Here is a 16,534-nt window from a genome sequence, read left to right as displayed (position 1 = left end):
TTGACGATTCTTAAGCCCCCTGCTCTATCGGCAGTTCGGCATTACTCCCCCAGTCGGCCCAGGAACCGTCGTAGAGCACCGCCTTATCGTGGCTAGATGCCACAGAGGCTAAGATCAAGATACAGGCCGTGATACCCGAGCCACAGCTGAAGATCCGCTCCTGTTCACTACCCTGCTCGCCCACCAGCTGCTCAAACATGGCCTGCAGGTCCTCGACCCGCTTCATCCTGTGCTCACGCAGCAGCTCGCCAAAGGGCAGATTGACCGAGCCGGGAATATGGCCGCAGCGCACCCCGGGTCTGGGCTCGCCAACCTCACCGGCGAAGCGTCCCGGTGCCCGCGCATCCAAGATAACGCTGTCGCCTCCCAGAGATTCGAGCACATAGTTGGCATCGCAGATAAGTTTGGGCTGGAAGTCCGCCACATAGGGCACAGACTCTTCATCTAATATCGTGGGCTGATAACTCTCGCTGGTCATGCGCGCCTCGCTGAGCCACTGGGGCAGGCCGCCATCGAGCACATAGACATTTTCGTGGCCCATCAGCTTAAACATCCACCAGGCGCGCGGCGCGCTGTAGATCCCCTGGTTATCGTAGATCACTACCAGGCTGTCTCTGTCTATGCCAAGGGCCGTGGCCCCCTGCTCAAACTGCTCTGGGGTCGGCATGGCGTGGAGCTGCGATGAAGTGGTATCGCAAAACACCTTTTCGATATCAAACTTTTGCGATCTGGGAATACAGACGAACTCATCGTAGAGAATGGGTTCCTTACCCACCACGCTCTGCATACTGGCGTCAAGCAACACCAGATTTGCCTCAAACAGATTCGCCTCAAGCCAGGCAGTGGTAACTAACGGGTATTCCATAGTGACTCCCAATGTGGGGGCTAATCAGCATCTGCCCGCCCCTCTTATCAATAGTATGACGCTTATCTGTAAAGACAATATACGATGGGAGGGGCTAAGGACAAGTGATACCAATCGTAATAAATAATTGATCATTCTAGCTTGTTAAAACGCTCGATAACTGTATTAGTATTTTTAATTGTAGAATAACTACTTATCTAAAAATCCTGCTTTGTTCTCAAGCGTTTTTCCTGCGCTATTTCTGATCACATACTTACTGTGATTGGTATGACTTATTTTAACCCTGCAGACTAACAGGCATAAAAAAAGCCCTTTATGGCTAAAGGGCTATGGGCAAAGCATTTTCATCCAGCGAATTGCTCGCTCTATCTTTAAAGGGCGATCCAGGTCGCCTTGATCTCAGTGTACTTGTCGAAGGCATGCAGCGACTTGTCGCGGCCGTTCCCCGACTGCTTATAGCCACCAAAGGGCGCCGTCATGTCGCCACCGTCATAGTGGTTGATCCACACCATGCCGCTACGCAGCGCCTTGGCCGTCTTGTGGGCCTTGCTGATATCAGAGGTCCAGACACCGGCCGCCAGGCCGTAGATGGTATCGTTGCCGATACGGATCGCCTCCTCCATGCCATCGAAGGTGATCACCGAGAGCACAGGGCCGAAGATCTCCTCCTTGGCGATGGTCATCTCATTCTTCACGTTGGCGAAGATGGTCGGCGCCACATACACACCGCCGGTCTCGGCCAACACCTGCTGACCACCTTGGCGCAGCTGCGCCCCTTCGGCCACCCCGGCGCGAATGTAGCGCAGCACATTCTCCAGCTGCTGCTGGTCCACCACGGCACCACAGGTAGTGGCAGGATCCAGCGGGTGTCCCGGCTGCCAGGCCTGCATCTCGGCCTCGATCAGATTAATTAGCTCTTCCTTCACCCCCGACTCCACCAGCAGACGCGAGCCCGCTGTGCAGACCTCTCCCTGGTTGAAGGCGATGGCCGAGGCCGCGGCGATGGCCGCCGCCTTGAGGTTCGGCACGTCATTGAAGACGATGTTCGGGCTCTTGCCCCCCGCCTCTAGCCAGACACGCTTCATGTTGGACTCGCCGGCATAGATCATCAGCTGCTTGGCAATCTTGGTCGAGCCGGTAAACACCAGGGTGTCGACATCCATGTGTAGCGCCAGCGCCTTACCCACGGTATGGCCGTATCCCGGCAACACGTTAAGCACCCCCTCGGGGATCCCCGCCTCTATCGCCAGCTGCGCCATGCGAATGGCGGTCAGTGGTGATTTTTCCGACGGCTTTAACACCACACTATTGCCTGTGGCCAGTGCAGGGCCCAGCTTCCAGCAGGCCATCAGCAGCGGGAAGTTCCAGGGCACGATAGCCGCCACGACGCCTACAGGCTCACGGGTGATCATCCCAATCTCGTTGTGGGCCGTTGGTGCAATTTCGTCGTAAATCTTGTCCACCGCCTCACCCGACCAGCGTATGGCCCGGGCGGCGCCCGCCACATCGACCGCGCCGGAATAACGGATAGGCTTACCCATATCCAAGGTTTCCAGCAGGGCCAGCTCATCCCTGTTTGCCTCCAGCAGTTCGGCGAAGCGTATCATCACCTGCTTGCGTTTCACCGGCGGCAGCTGCGACCAGTCGCCGCGTTCAAACACCTCGCGGGCATTAGCAACGGCGCGGTTGGCATCCACCAGATCGCAACTGGCCACCTGGGTCAGCAACCTGCCATCGATAGGGCTGATACAGTCGAAGGTGTCATTCGAATCGGCGGCGCAGTATTCACCATTGATAAATGCCTGTCCCTGAATCACCAGGTTGTCCGCCATCTCTTGCCATTGTTCGCGATTTTGTGGAGTACTCATTCTGACCTCTTAACGGGTGATAATTCTCTAGCGTCAATGCTAATGCACGTCCACGCTCTTACTTTGGCGCGACTGTGCCTGCCCTAGATTACGCTCAACCCTCAAGTGATTTCAATATTTTTTACAAAAAGTTATTTTTTGCTATAAATAATGAACAAAAAGCTTTCATGTTCATTATTTCTGACATAGCATAGCGAATATCAATCACTCACTAAAACAACAATTACACAGAACCAGGGTAGATGATATGGAAGATTTTAATAAAGCTGACCAGGTAGCAACAGGCACACTGGAACACTATTGGATGCCCTTTACCGCCAATAGACAGTTTAAACAAAGTCCCCGACTCCTCGCACAGGCAGAGGGGATGTACTACAAGGATGTAAACGGCCGCCCCGTACTCGACGGCACTGCCGGTCTCTGGTGCTGTAATGCCGGGCACGGTCGCAAGGCGATCTCCGAGGCGGTCAGCAAACAGATCCACGAGATGGACTATGCGCCCTCGTTCCAGATGGGCCACCCGCTGGCCTTCGAACTGGCCGAGCGTCTCGCCGCCATCGCCCCCAAGGGGATCAACAAGGTATTTTTCACCAACTCGGGGTCTGAGTCTGTCGACACCGCGCTGAAGATCGCCCTCAACTACCACAGGGCCCGCGGCGAGGCGACCCGTACCCGCTTTATCGGTCGTGAGCTGGGCTATCATGGCGTCGGCTTCGGCGGCATCTCGGTCGGTGGCATAGGCGGTAACCGCCGCACCTTCAGCCAGCAGCTACTGCAGGGGGTCGATCACCTGCCCCACACCCTGGATATCCAGCAAAATGCCTTCTGTAAGGGGCTGCCGGAAACCGGCGCAGACAAGGCCGAGGTGCTGGAGCAACTCATCACCCTGCATGGCGCCGAGAATATCGCCGCGGTGATCGTCGAGCCCATGTCGGGCTCCGCCGGGGTCATTCTGCCGCCCCAAGGCTATCTCAAACGCCTGCGTGAAATCACCCGCAAACACGGCATCCTCCTGATCTTCGATGAAGTGATCACCGGCTTTGGCCGTGTGGGCGATGCCTTTGCAAGCCAGCGCTGGGGCGTGACACCGGATATGATCACCACTGCCAAGGCGCTCAACAACGGCACCATTCCCATGGGCGCCGTGCTGATCGACGATGCCATCTATGATGCCAGCATGGACGCCCCCGAAGGCGCCATCGAGCTCTACCATGGCTACACCTACTCGGGTCATCCGGTGGCCGCAGCTGCGGCGCTCGCCACCTTAGATATCTACCAGCAAGAGAGGCTGTTTGAGCGCACCAAGTCACTGGAAGGCTACTTCGAACAGGCGGTGCACAGCCTCAAGGGATTGCCGAATCTTATCGACATTCGTAACACAGGCCTGGTGGCCGGTATCCAGTTCAGCCCGAGCGATAAAGGCGTAGGCAAGCGCGGCTTCGGCATCTTCGAGACCTGTTTCAAGAACGGCACCCTGGTCAGGGCAACGGCCGACACCATCGCCCTGTCGCCGCCACTGATCGTCGACGAGGCCCAGATTGACCAGATGGTCAACACACTAAGCGATGCCATCACCACAGTTGGCTAACCCAGAATAACCAAGACACATTAGAGATTTTTGCAGGGAAATTACGCGCTATGCAGCAGATAAACCACTACATCAACGGCCAGCACACACAGCCCAGCGCCCGCAGCGCCGCCGTCTTCGAACCCGCCACCGGCGAGCACAAGGCCAACGTCTCCCTGGCCAGCGCACTCGAGGTAGATGCGGCCATCGAGCTGGCCAAGAAGGCCCACGGCCCCTGGTCAGAGATGACCCCACTAAACCGCGCGCGCATTCTGTTTAAGTTTAAGGCCCTGGTCGAAGCCAACATGGATGAGCTGGCCGCCATGATCACCCGCGAACACGGCAAGGTACTCGACGATGCCAAGGGCGAGATCATCCGCGGCCTGGAGGTGGTGGAGTTTGCCTGCGGCATCCCTCATCTACTCAAGGGCGAGCACACAGAACAGGTCGGTGGTGGCGTCGATGCCTGGACACTCAACCAATCCCTGGGCGTAGTGGCCGGCATCGCCCCCTTTAACTTCCCTGTGATGGTGCCAATGTGGATGTTCCCCATCGCCATTGCCGCGGGCAATACCTTTATCATGAAACCGTCGGAGAAGGATCCGACCTCCGTGATGCGCATGGCCGAACTCCTCACCGAGGCGGGCCTGCCGGATGGTGTATTTAACGTAGTCAACGGCGACAAGGAAGCGGTGGATACCCTGCTGACCCACAAGGACATTCAGGCGGTGAGCTTCGTCGGCTCCACGCCCATCGCCGAATATATCTATCAGACGGCTGCGGCCCACGGCAAACGTGTACAGGCCTTGGGCGGCGCGAAGAACCACATGCTGTTGATGCCAGATGCGGATCTCGACCAGGCGGTCAGTGCCCTGATGGGCGCCGCCTATGGCAGCGCCGGCGAACGTTGCATGGCAATCTCTGTAGTGCTCGCCGTCGGCGATGTGGGCGATGCCTTAGTAGAGAAACTACTGCCACAGATCCAGGCGCTCAAGGTGGGCAACGGCCTGGAGGGTGAGATGGAGATGGGGCCGCTGATCTCGGCGCAGCATCTCGAGAAGGTGCGTTCCTATGTGGACAAAGGCGTGAGCGAGGGGGCGACCCTACTGGCCGATGGCCGTCAACTCACGGTCGCCGATCACCAGCAGGGCTACTTCCTCGGCGGCTGCCTGTTCGACCATGTCACGCCGGAGATGACCATCTACAAGGAAGAGATCTTCGGCCCCGTGCTGGCCATCGTCCGGGTGAAGGATTACGCCGAGGCGCTGACCCTAATCAACGAACACGAGTTCGGTAACGGTACCGCCATCTTTACCCAGAGCGGCGAGGCGGCCAGACACTTCTGCCATCATGTGCAGGTCGGCATGGTTGGGGTCAATGTGCCCATCCCCGTACCTATGGCCTTCCACAGCTTCGGCGGCTGGAAACGCTCCCTCTTCGGTCCACTGCATATGCATGGCCCGGATGGCGTACGCTTCTACACCAAGCGTAAGGCGATCACCGCCCGCTGGCCCAAGGGCAAGGGCGCCCAGGCTGAGTTTGTCATGCCTACCATGAAATAATCTAAGCTTAAGGCGCCGCGCTGCGCCTTGAGTCTATCTGTATTTTGGAGCCGATATGACACAGACGATTGATGCCATCATCAACTTTGGCCAGCACAAGGTTAAGACGGAACACTATGAGGTGGCGCCGGAAAAGGTACTGAGTGGGGAACCTAAGCAGCAGCTGGAGAACCACTATTCCAGCCCCTGCGATCAGTTTCACGCCGGGATCTGGCAGGGCCAGGTCGGCAGCTGGAGGGTCAACTACAGCGAACATGAATATTGCGAAATCCTATCGGGCAGCAGCGAGATCATAGATGAAGCGGGCAACAGACTGACGGTCACCAAGGGCGATCGCTTCGTCATCCCCGCCGGTTTTAAGGGCGTATGGCGAGTGCTACAGGAGTGTCGCAAGATTTACGTCGTATTTGAGCAAAAATAACCAAAATCATCGCCATGTTGTCTCAGCTAACTAGCTGTTGTTTGGCTTAATCTGATCCGTATGGCTCGCTATACGGATCGGTGTCAACCAAGAGAAATGGAGAAACCACCGTGTATAAAAAATTTAATAAGAAACGGATAGCCCAGCTAGCTGGCTTAACCTTGGCAACCGCGCTAATCACACCTTTGGCACAGGCCGAAGTCTCGGGGGAAATTGGCGTCACCAACGATTACCGCTTCCGCGGTATCTCACAAACCGCTGGCGACTTTGCCGTTCAAGCCAGCATAGATTACAGCATGGAAAGTGGTTTCTTCATCGGTGCCTGGGGCAGTAATGTCGATGATGAGAGTTATGATGCCGATGTCGAAGTCGACATCTATGCCGGTTATGCCGGCGCCTTCGGCGAAGACGACGCGGTGGAATATGATTTCACCCTGACCTACTACACCTATCCGGGACAGGATGAGAGCACTAAGTATCTCGAGGCCTCACTGGGCTTCTACTTTGCCGACTTCCACTTTGCCCAGTGGTACACCAACGACTACGCCAACGCCGACGTTGCCATGCACTACAGCGAGCTTAACTATTCATACGAGTTTGTCGAGAACTGGAGCATAGATGCTCACGTGGGCTACAACTATGGTGATGGTGCAGATTTAGACTGGGGTGAGAACTATGTCGATTACTCCATCGGCGTCTCTACCGAGATCGGCGGTGTCGGCCTGTCGCTGGCCTGGTTAGACACTAACCTGAGCAGCGACAACGAGATCAAGGACGGTCCATGGAAGAACGAAGGCACCATTCTGGCCACCGCCAGCTACGCCTTCTAACCCCATTTCCTCCCCAACCAAGTGATTGTAAAAAACCGCCTTCAATGGCGGTTTTTTATTACAGCTTCAGGCTCTCTCCCCGGCGGACTCGCTCGGCTAAGGCGCGCCAGTAATTCACCAGCTCCTGGTGCGCCTCGGCGCGCTCGGGAAAGCTTTGGGACAGTCCTTGTAGAATATTGGCTTGTTGGTGGCAGAGTTTCTCCCAGCGGCGGGCATTAGACAGATGCATAGTGTTTTCCTTAACGTATTAAACTCCTTCGAAGAGTATAGCCAGTTTATTAAAAATTTGATCTAAGCCGCTAGGAAAATCCCTGAGCCGGGAGTATCTTCAAACTATAACGCTAAGGAGTGACTATGACTGAAACCCTATTAAAAATCGCTTTCATCCTGGTGGGACTCATCGTGATCTACAAGCTGATCTTCTCGGGGAAACGTGGCTTAACCCTATTTGAGATGCATTTTAAAGATGGCCGACTCATCTCCCACAAGGGCAAGATCCCCGAGAAATTTCAACGGGAATGCCGGAACATCGCCAAGAGTGAAAAACTCACCTGCGTCGTACGCGCCGAGAAGAATAGCGGCGTCAGGCTACATGTGTCGGCCAACGTCAGCGACGCCATCATACAGCGTATCCGCAACCAATTTCCGTTCGAATACTACGACAAGAAAACCGTCGATAATTCGCGTCAGGCTGGCTAGGCACACCTTTCGCGAATCATAAGTTCTGGCCGCCGTTAATCCTTGTTCAGGCGGCCATCTTGCTTGGCATCGTCTATGATGCGCTGATTGTCCTGTGACATAGGATCTTTCACTACTAGAGGGTCCCCTTCTGGCTCTGCCTCAGTCGTCACACTCATGCTCATTCCGCTCGAGCAGGCGCTCAAGCCAAGTGCAATGAGCAGTATCCACTTATTCATCTTTGCTACCCGCGCTTGCATTATCACCTGCAAAGTATTCCAGCGCCCACACCAGGGCGATCCCCACCAACATGGCACCAATCGCCAGGCCAAGCTGCGCCGATTGTCCGGTTAGCTGCTCGAAATTCATGGGCGACAGGTTCTGCTCCAGCAGCGGCACCTGCTCGCCCGCCGAGTTTTCGCGCCAGGTGAGCACCTGCTTCCAGGGCCAGATCTTACCTAGGGTGCCAAGCATCAAGCCGGTGAGGAAGATCAGCGTCGCATCATGATATTTACGCAGCAACGCCGATAGCAGGTGGCTAAACGACAGCAAACCGGCCACGCAGCCACAGGCAAAGGTCAATAATACGGGAATATCCAGGCTCTTGGCGGCGCCCAGCACAGAGGTGTAGAGACCCAATAGCAGCAGGATGAAACTGCCAGAGATCCCCGGCAACAACATGGCGCAGATGGCAATACTGCCGCCAATGAAGACATTCAGATAAGTCATCTGCATATCGATTGGGTGCAGCACAGTGATCCCCCAGGCAAAGGCCACACCCAGAACAAACAGCGCCAGGCGTCCCACGGAGAAGCCCTTCACCTGCTTGAGCATATGCACCACAGAGATGATGATGAGGCCGAAGAAGAAGGACCACACGGGGATCGGATGGGTATGCAGCAGATAGGTGATAAGTTTCGCCAGGGTAAAAATGCTGGTGAGGATACCGCCGAACACCGCAAGCAGGAAGGGGCCGTTGATATGCATGAAGGCGGCCTTCAGTCCCTGCTGGCGGACCACGCCGATGAGGCTGGGATTAACCTTACGTATGCTATCGAGCAGGGGGTCGAGGATCCCCGTGATAAAGGCGATTGTGCCCCCGGATACCCCGGGAACCACATCGGCGGCCCCCATGGCCATCCCTTTGAAATAAGTCAGCAGATATTTCACTCAAGATCCTTAAGTTAATGATTTTCTATGGGCTTGAAACCTTAGCGCCCGATTATACGCGCCCAGCCCAAGCAAAGGAAAATGAAGTTTGGTTTAGGCGGTCAAAACACGGCGCTATTGTTAACTACTTGTTATTGGGCTAGTCTAACAACTCATCTGACCAGACAAGATTTTTAAACCAAACAAGCTTTTTCTTAAACCAGACAAAGTATTTTAATAACGGGTAAGCCAATGAATAACAAACCGACAAGAGTGATGGCCCTCTACCGCCGCCTGACCAAGTGGCCAATGGGCCATAAATTTTTCTCCCTCATGGTGTCACGCATGGCGCCCTACTTCGCCACCGTTAAGCCCTTGGTCACAGAGCTCAGATCCAACTACTGCCAGGTGCTGGTGCGAAAGCGTAAGTCAGTGCAAAACCACATAGGGACTGTGCATGTCATCGCCATCTGTAATGGCTTAGAGATGGCCATGGGCACCATGGCCGAGGCGTCAATTCCCGCCCACCTGCGCTGGATCCCCAAGGGAATGAGCGTCGACTATACCGCCAAGGCCGGCAGTGACATACGCTGTATCGCCGAGGTCACGCCCGAGCAGTGGGTAGAGGGCGACATGTTGGTCAATGTTACCGCCCTGGATGAAAACGATGTCGTGGTAGTCAAGGGCCACATCAAGCTGTGGATCTCCCTTAAGCCCCAAAAGAACTAGCCTCTATATGGAAGGGTTTCAGGGGCAGTTGTCGGATACTGCCTCAGTAAATCCGTAGAGGCAAAAATAGATAATCCTATGAATACTTGACATTTTTATCTGGCTATCTCAAGTTATTGGCATACTTTGGCATCAGGGACGCGCCACATGAGATCGACATTAAGGACATTATCAAACTACACACTTCTATTTGGCTCACTCTGCCTTACGGCCAACTCATCGGCCGAGGGCAATAATAGAGAAGACGATGAGATCGCACGGATCTTAGACAAGCATCCTAACTGTATCGAGACGACATTAGCGCCGATATCCCTGACTCTCACGAGTAAAAAGTATCCCGCAGAGACCAGGCCTCTGGAGAGCGAAGCCTTTAAGGCCGCACTGACTCAGTTAACTCAACAAGCGACGGACAAAGGAGCCGAAGTCATCGTGCTCACCCAGGTGAGCAATCATATTCTCAGTAAGAGCAAGGCAAAGAGATTATCTCAACGCTCAAGTCAAGAAACGGTCAAAGTCACACAGCTAAAGACCCATCTCGAGGCTGAGCTCTACCGTCTCTGCGAACATGATAAAAGCCTGTCACAACAAGCCACCTCATATGACAGCAATGGTTATGAGATCCACCAATCGCAGTTTGAATACACCTTCGAGCCCCCAACCCCCAAGTCGGCCGCCAAGTTAGCAGCCGCCAAGACGCTCCCTCCAGCGATAGTATCCCTAGATGAGGGCGTCTATGGCGCAACCTTAGGCATGAAGCCAGAAGAACTCTATCAGTTACTCGGCCCCGCGAGCATTGAGTTGCCACTTACTTCAGAAAATTTTGCCTGGGGTTACGGTCGACACTTATGGTTCGTATTTACCAAGGAGCACCTCGCCGCCATCTCCACAGACTTCGGCCCACTAAATAGCACAGGCAAAAACCTTATCGATTATCGAGACGGATTCGATGATGCCCCGTGGCTGATTAACGGCAAGATTGCCTACCGCACTCCTATTACCCAGGTACTCCACACCTTAGGGCTCAAGCAAACAAAGAAGGGTAGCAACCACCTGCAGCTGAGCGATGGTGATCGACAACTAGTGCTCAACTTCGACACCTTTAGTCAAAGCGGCGAAGCTAAGCCTGAGTCTCTGTTTACCGGCTTTAGTCTCTACCAGGACAGGAAAGCACTATCGGTACAGGGGAAACAACCATCCACTGATACGCTCTCTCCCCTGTTGAAGCAATTAACCCCATCCTATAGTGGTGAACGTCCAGGCCTTAAGCAGATACAGAAAACCTACCCAACCATGGCAAAACTGGCTATCTCGGGTGATGGCGAATGGTGGCTACTGGGTAATCACCTACAGCTCAAGTTCGACGATGACACCTTACATAAGGTCAGAGTGGCTTCAGGCATCTATCAACAAGCGAGCGACGCCGCACTCACAGAGCTGTGGGACAAGATGGCTATTCCATCACAGAAGGATAAGTTACTGGCACAGTTCCAGCAGGCTAACGATGAATTCGATAGCGTAGATATATATGAGGAAAGCTATTCGCTCGTGGCCAAATATGACTCTTACGACGATGACGCAGCCCTGTACGAACTGGAGATCACCTATTTCTAAATGATATAAAGCGCACTAACAGCGTTTATCCATACATCATACAATGAGAAAAAATCACCCGAATACTCCCAAGAGAGAGCCTAAGCTAGACAAACATGGGACGAGAAAAGGCCTCCATGCAAGCAATGACGGTAAACAGAAAAACAATAGGAGGGCATTAAGCACTAAGCTGCGTATCACCCTCATCATTGCGCTGTTTATCGGCCTCTTGCTTGCTAGCCAGTTACAAAGACTGCCGATAGCTTTCTTTGTCTATTACATCGTCATGAGCCTCATCACTTTTATCTGCTACGCCATAGATAAACGAGCAGCCCAACAAGACAGCTGGCGAATCAGCGAGAGTCGACTGCATTGGTTATCCCTGCTCGGCGGCTGGCCGGGAGCCATGCTGGGCCAGCAGCACCTGAGACACAAGTCCAGTAAGCGCAGCTTCCGTGTAATCCTGTGGTTGACTGTCTTCATCAATGTCAGCCTGCTCGGCGCCCTAATGTCTCCACAGGGACAGGCATTACTGACACAACTTGGGGTTAACTCGTCTCGCTTTGCACCTTAGGCTTACATTTGCCCTATGCGTTTACCCTCAAGGCACAATTGGCTATGATGAGGGCCGCACTTTTACAGGAAAATCAAAGATGAGAATGATATTAGCAGTCCTGGTGATCGCCGGCGTCTTGTTTTACTTCTTTACCAGCATGAACAACCAGAAGGCGGCGAAGGAAAACATCGCCAAGGGCGAGGCCTTTCTAGCCCAGAACAAGACACAGGAAGGGGTTATCGAGACCGCCTCGGGACTTCAGTACAAGGTATTGGCAGAGGGTGACGGTAGCGTCCATCCCAAGGCCAGCGATACAGTGACTGTGCATTACCATGGTACGCTGATCGACGGCGCAGTGTTCGACAGCTCGGTCGAGCGCGGCGAGCCTATCGCCTTCCCGCTCAATCGCGTCATCAAGGGCTGGACCGAAGGCGTACAGCTGATGGTCGAAGGGGAAAAGACCCGCTTCTTTATTCCCAGCAGCCTGGCCTATGGCAACCGCAGCGCGGGCAAGATCCCCGGCGGCTCAGTGCTCATCTTCGATGTCGAGCTGATCAGCATAGATAAGTAGAGACTGTTACGACGAGATGAAAAACGCGCCCTGAGGCGCGTTTTTTGTATCATACCAATCACGGTAAGTAAGTGATCAGCAATAGCGCAGGAAAAACCTTCGAGAACAAGGCGAAATTTTTCGATAAGTAGCTATTCTACAATCAAAAATAGTAACGCAGTTATCGAACGTCTTAACAAGCTAGCATGCTCAGTTATTTACTACGATAGCTATCAATACCCGAAGGGGTTATCGATAGAATGAGCGGGCTGGGTAAACCACTTAGGGCCACTCTCTGTCATGTAGAAGTGATCTTCGTGACGCACCCCAAACTCGCCCGGCACACACAGCATAGGCTCGTTACTGAAGCACATGCCCGGGGCAAGCGGTGTATGGTCATTCAGCACCAGGTAGGGCCACTCATGAATATCCAGGCCTATGCCATGCCCCGTCCTGTGGGGCAGACCCGGCAGATCGTAGCCAGGACCAAAGCCCGCCTGCTCTATGACGTCACGGGCAGCGCGATCCACACTCGAACAAGGCGCCCCCACCTTGGCCGCCTCGAAGGCCGCTAGCTGAGCATCCTGCTCCAGTTGCCACAACTGACGCTGGCGCTCACTCGGCGTACCGTAGACATAGGTACGGGTAATGTCTGAGTTATAGCCATGGAGCTGACAGCCCGTGTCGATCAGTACAGTATCGTTGAGTTCCAGCGTCTTAGGCGACTTGACCCCATGGGGATAGGCCGAGTCTTCACCGAAGAGCACGATACAGAAATAGGAGCCCGCCGGCGCGCCCACGGCTTTATGGGCCTGATGAATAAAGCTCTCCACCTCACCGACTGTGATCCCTTCATGCAGGATGCGCGCGGCGGCCTTGTGCACCTCAAGGGTCATATCCTTGGCACGCTGCAACAGGGCCAGCTCTGTCTCTGATTTGATCATGCGACAGGCCGCGGTAACCGTCTTACCGTTAACGAACTCAAATTCTGGTGCCAGTTGACGCACGCCATCGAAGATGAAAAACGCCGCCGACTCATCCATCGCCAGCTTGCCTTGGCTTATGCCAAGTTCACCAAGTCGCTGCACGAACAGACCATAGGGACTCTCATCCTCATGCCAGCAATTCACCCGTCCCTCGATAGCCATGTAGCCCTTGAGCGTGTCGAGTTCGAACGCCGGCGCAATATATTCCAGCTCACCCTCGGCGGGCAATATGGCCCCCACCATACGCTCGCTGGCATACCAGCGCGTGCCGGTAAAATAATAGAGGTTAGTGCCGGCATTGAGATAGATGGCCGTAATCCCCTGGCGACGCATCAGCTGCTGAGCCTTGTCGATGCGCGCCCTGTATTCCTGCGCCGTGATCCCTTCAACCCCTCGAGTCATATCAGACAGCCTGGCCAGCTCTTGCTCGGGCGTCGAGCCGCCCACGCCCACACTAGCACTTAAACTCGTGGTATTCGCACTCGTGGTATTTACACTCATAGTTAGCACCTTTGACGGCGATCGCCGGGGCCAGCCCGCAACCACCATAAGAAAGAAAAATGACAAGCGACCTTTTTAGCATACTGTATACAAAAAAGCAGTAACTAACGGAAAGAAAAATCTTCAAGGTGAACAGGCAAGCAGTACTTAAGGAGCGAGCAAGGTGTAACTGCAATCTTTTCGACGAAGACGAGTACAGGTAGTGACTAAATCGGATTAGCCCATATCAAACTGACCCGTAATGGCTTTACTAGTATTGGCTTTACTGGGCGTGCTGCGCCAACAGTACCTTGAGGCCGCGGCATACCAGTGTCTCCATATCATCGACCCGGGCGATGTTCACATCCCCCAGCGGCGCCGTCAACGCCAACTGTTTTAGGGACTCGACACAGCCCTTGTAATAGTCGGGCTGATTCATCATGGGACCTGCTAGCCAGATACGATTGGGATTGAAGAGATTGATGGCCCAAGCGAGCCCCATGCCAAGATAGCTACCGGCGCGATAGAGTTCCTGCGGGCTCTTGAGGCCACGTATCCGAATCGACTCGCCGCTGGCCAACTGCTCCAGGCTATACTCGCCCCCTTCACTCATTACCCGACAATGTCCCAGCTCACCGGCCACACCGCCTGCACCGAGAAACGGCTCGCCCTTGATGGCGATCGCCATGCCTATGCCGGCGCCGCTCATCAGCAGCAATTCACAGGCGTTCTTCTCCTCGCATATCGCCAGCATGCCGGCATCGATATCGTTATGAAGCAGGCTAAAGCGGGCCTTGGTATTGAGATTGGCCAGCGACAGGCCGTTGAGCTTAGGTGCCACCTTACAGGCGATCAGCGTCTCTTGCTTCACCAGTCCGGGGACCGCCACCCCTAAGGCGTAGTCACTCAGGTCGTAATCGGCTTCGATGTCGGTGATATGACGCTTGAGATCGGCCAGGGTAAAGTGCTCGCCGGTGGCAATCTTATACTGCTCGGTGCGTCCCTGGGTCTCAATTTCGAACAGGGCGGTCGTCGCGCCAATATCTATGGTCAGGGATTGCATAGCGAGCTCCATAGCCACCTATCTCAATGCAAAGAGAAAGAAGAGTTGTGAATGGCAGAATTTTATCACAAAAACCATCAACTAAGGCTATATAAAATGCGACTAACACTTTGCTTTGATTGAATTTCCATCAAAGAAGATCAAGTTTCATCCATTTTCTGTTCGCTTGCCAGCGGCAAGGGTACCCGCCCCCAGGCCATCAACAGCAGATGCACCGCCAGCAGTGGGATGCAGGTGAGCAGCATCACCTCCCAACCTAACCAGTGCAATACCCAGCCGGCGCTCAGGGAGGCAATCGCCTGTGAACCAAAGACGAAGGCGTCGTTAAAGGCCTGAACCTTAAAGCGCTCTTCGCTATGGTAGTACCGAGGCAATAAGACGGTTCCGGCCACGAACAACAGGTTCCAGCCAACGCCTAGCAGCACCAGGGCGACCCAGTAGTTCAGTAGCTCTCTCCCGAATAGGGCAACAGTGATGGTTACACCATAGGCCGCCAGTCCCACCAGCATCATGCGGCTGGTGCCAAACTTGGCCACCAGATAGCCGCTAAACAGCGAGGGGAAATACATGGCAATGATATGACTCTGAATCACCCATTTGGTATCGGCAAGGGAATAGTGTTCCATGTGATGCATATGCAGGGGGGTGGCCGTCATGATGAAGCTCATCATGCCATAGCCTATGGTTGCCGCGCCGATGGCGGTCCAGATAGCGGGCTGCAACAAGATATTCCCCAGGGGGCGCACGGTGTGATGGGATGCCACATGGATCTGTTTATCCTGGCGATTCTCCTGATAGAAACAGAGCACCAGGCCCGCCATCAGGCAGACGCAGATCAGAAACAGGAAGGCGCCCACATGAGGCGTGGCAAACAAGTTTTCCCCCAACACAGCAAGCTCGGGCCCCATGATAGCGGCCACCAGACCGCCAACCAGCACCCGGGAGGCCGCCTTGGCACTCTGCAGCGGCGCCACCGACTCCATGGCGGCAAAGCGGTATTGCTGCACTATCGCCCCCGCAGCGCCCAAGAGCAGGCCACTGAGACAGAAAGGCACGAAGAGCTGCGCCTGAGTCGCGAAGGCCGCTAGGAGTCCGCCGCTCGCCCCCAGGCCACTGCCCAGCAGAAAGATCTTCTTGCGGCCAAAGCGGCGCATCAAGCGACTGACCGGCACCACGGAGATGGCCACACCAATCACCATGATGGCGATCGGCAGGGTGGCCAATGCGGGTGTAGGTGCTAATTCGGCGCCAATCAGTCCGCCGAGCAACATCATCATGGGGGTGGCACTCATGGCAAAGGCCTGAGCCAGGGTTAATACCCATACATTTCTTGGCATAAAGTTAGGATCTGTCGAACTTTTGCGTTCATTTTTACAGCATTCTTTATCGATTTAATACAAGGCAGAGCGATTGCAACCTAGTGCGCTACATAAATGAGCAATAACCCAGTAGAAAAATGATACAGATGCTGCCCATAGGCTTAGTCTTGAAAACAATATTTGTGCTCAAAAGGTAAACAGCCCCTAATCACAAATAGTTCACTTATATGCAAAATACTGACTCACGGCGAACTTTACCAGCCTCAGACGCGGATATTGGCGGATATTGGGTGTTAAATCCTCCTACCGGCCACTATCTGT

17 protein-coding genes are annotated in these 16,534 nt (G+C 54.4%); 9 read left to right on the top strand and 8 right to left on the bottom strand.

Annotated elements, in window-relative coordinates; translation table 11 throughout:
* Positions 1-10 precede the first annotated feature (10 nt).
* Together GNT65_RS04635 and GNT65_RS04630 are read right to left on the bottom strand one after the other, a co-directional pair.
* Positions 11-865 carry a sulfurtransferase gene (locus GNT65_RS04635; protein WP_160793950.1) on the bottom strand — a complete coding sequence of 285 codons (855 nt, stop codon included), beginning with the start codon at positions 863-865 and terminating at the stop codon, positions 11-13.
* A 371-nt stretch (positions 866-1,236) separates the two neighbouring features.
* On the bottom strand, positions 1,237-2,733 hold the full coding sequence (locus GNT65_RS04630; protein WP_160793949.1) for an aldehyde dehydrogenase: 1,497 nt from the start codon (positions 2,731-2,733) through the stop codon (positions 1,237-1,239).
* A gap of 247 nt (positions 2,734-2,980) precedes the next feature.
* On the opposite strand from GNT65_RS04630, the gene aptA reads away from it, so the two are divergent.
* From aptA to GNT65_RS04610, 4 genes are all read left to right on the top strand, one after another.
* Complete coding sequence (gene aptA, locus GNT65_RS04625) at positions 2,981-4,321, top strand: omega-aminotransferase AptA (protein WP_160793948.1); 1,341 nt, start codon at positions 2,981-2,983, stop codon at positions 4,319-4,321.
* A gap of 50 nt (positions 4,322-4,371) precedes the next feature.
* Entirely contained in the window at positions 4,372-5,862 is a 1,491-nt protein-coding gene (locus tag GNT65_RS04620; RefSeq protein WP_160793947.1) for a CoA-acylating methylmalonate-semialdehyde dehydrogenase, read from the top strand.
* A 55-nt stretch (positions 5,863-5,917) separates the two neighbouring features.
* The gene (locus tag GNT65_RS04615) at positions 5,918-6,283 is read left to right on the top strand and encodes a cupin domain-containing protein (RefSeq protein WP_160793946.1); all 366 of its coding nucleotides are present in this window, start codon (positions 5,918-5,920) and stop codon (positions 6,281-6,283) included.
* Between the two features lie 110 nt (positions 6,284-6,393).
* Positions 6,394-7,113, top strand: a complete 720-nt coding sequence (locus GNT65_RS04610; RefSeq protein ID WP_160793945.1) for a TorF family putative porin — start codon at positions 6,394-6,396, stop codon at positions 7,111-7,113.
* A 58-nt stretch (positions 7,114-7,171) separates the two neighbouring features.
* On the opposite strand, the gene GNT65_RS20510 is transcribed toward GNT65_RS04610, so the two are convergent.
* The gene (locus GNT65_RS20510; RefSeq protein ID WP_181006162.1) at positions 7,172-7,342 is read right to left on the bottom strand and encodes a hypothetical protein; all 171 of its coding nucleotides are present in this window, start codon (positions 7,340-7,342) and stop codon (positions 7,172-7,174) included.
* Positions 7,343-7,467: 125 nt separating this feature from the next.
* On the opposite strand from GNT65_RS20510, the gene GNT65_RS04605 reads away from it, so the two are divergent.
* Entirely contained in the window at positions 7,468-7,812 is a 345-nt protein-coding gene (locus GNT65_RS04605; protein ID WP_160793944.1) for a DUF3634 family protein, read from the top strand.
* A 35-nt stretch (positions 7,813-7,847) separates the two neighbouring features.
* On the opposite strand, the gene GNT65_RS04600 is transcribed toward GNT65_RS04605, so the two are convergent.
* Both GNT65_RS04600 and GNT65_RS04595 read right to left on the bottom strand, forming a co-directional pair.
* Positions 7,848-8,030 carry a hypothetical protein gene (locus GNT65_RS04600; protein WP_160793943.1) on the bottom strand — a complete coding sequence of 61 codons (183 nt, stop codon included), beginning with the start codon at positions 8,028-8,030 and terminating at the stop codon, positions 7,848-7,850.
* Positions 8,023-8,961, bottom strand: a complete 939-nt coding sequence (locus GNT65_RS04595) for a polyprenyl-phosphate transporter (protein ID WP_160793942.1) — start codon at positions 8,959-8,961, stop codon at positions 8,023-8,025. The genes GNT65_RS04600 and GNT65_RS04595 overlap by 8 nt, the downstream gene beginning before the upstream one ends.
* Before the next feature lie 231 nt (positions 8,962-9,192).
* On the opposite strand from GNT65_RS04595, the gene GNT65_RS04590 reads away from it, so the two are divergent.
* The 4 genes from GNT65_RS04590 (at position 9,193) to GNT65_RS04575 (ending at position 12,386) form a co-directional block, all read left to right on the top strand.
* Positions 9,193-9,669, top strand: coding sequence for a hotdog fold domain-containing protein (locus GNT65_RS04590; protein WP_160793941.1), 477 nt, complete (start codon positions 9,193-9,195; stop codon positions 9,667-9,669).
* Positions 9,670-9,816: 147 nt separating this feature from the next.
* Positions 9,817-11,280 (top strand): hypothetical protein, encoded by a 1,464-nt coding sequence (locus tag GNT65_RS04585; protein ID WP_160793940.1) that lies wholly within the window; start codon positions 9,817-9,819, stop codon positions 11,278-11,280.
* 265 nt (positions 11,281-11,545) lie between these two features.
* On the top strand, positions 11,546-11,833 hold the full coding sequence (locus GNT65_RS20585) for a DUF1294 domain-containing protein (RefSeq protein WP_219822455.1): 288 nt from the start codon (positions 11,546-11,548) through the stop codon (positions 11,831-11,833).
* Between the two features lie 79 nt (positions 11,834-11,912).
* Positions 11,913-12,386 (top strand): BamJ family beta-barrel-assembly machinery protein, encoded by a 474-nt coding sequence (locus tag GNT65_RS04575; protein ID WP_160793938.1) that lies wholly within the window; start codon positions 11,913-11,915, stop codon positions 12,384-12,386.
* Positions 12,387-12,598: 212 nt separating this feature from the next.
* Here the strand turns inward: GNT65_RS04575 and GNT65_RS04570 are convergent, their stop codons facing one another.
* The 3 genes from GNT65_RS04570 to GNT65_RS04560 all read right to left on the bottom strand — a co-directional run bounded on the left by GNT65_RS04570 (position 12,599) and on the right by GNT65_RS04560 (position 16,231).
* Positions 12,599-13,852, bottom strand: a complete 1,254-nt coding sequence (locus GNT65_RS04570) for a M24 family metallopeptidase (protein ID WP_160793937.1) — start codon at positions 13,850-13,852, stop codon at positions 12,599-12,601.
* Positions 13,853-14,114: 262 nt separating this feature from the next.
* Complete coding sequence (locus tag GNT65_RS04565; protein WP_160793936.1) at positions 14,115-14,894, bottom strand: ROK family protein; 780 nt, start codon at positions 14,892-14,894, stop codon at positions 14,115-14,117.
* Positions 14,895-15,034: 140 nt separating this feature from the next.
* A complete protein-coding gene (locus GNT65_RS04560; RefSeq protein WP_160793935.1) occupies positions 15,035-16,231 on the bottom strand; it encodes an MFS transporter in 1,197 nt (398 codons plus the stop codon).
* Between the last annotated feature and the right edge of the window lie 303 nt (positions 16,232-16,534).

Source organism: Shewanella insulae, from assembly GCF_009831655.1.
Lineage (GTDB): Bacteria > Pseudomonadota > Gammaproteobacteria > Enterobacterales > Shewanellaceae > Shewanella > Shewanella insulae.
This window is presented reverse-complemented; position numbering and strand designations above follow the sequence as displayed.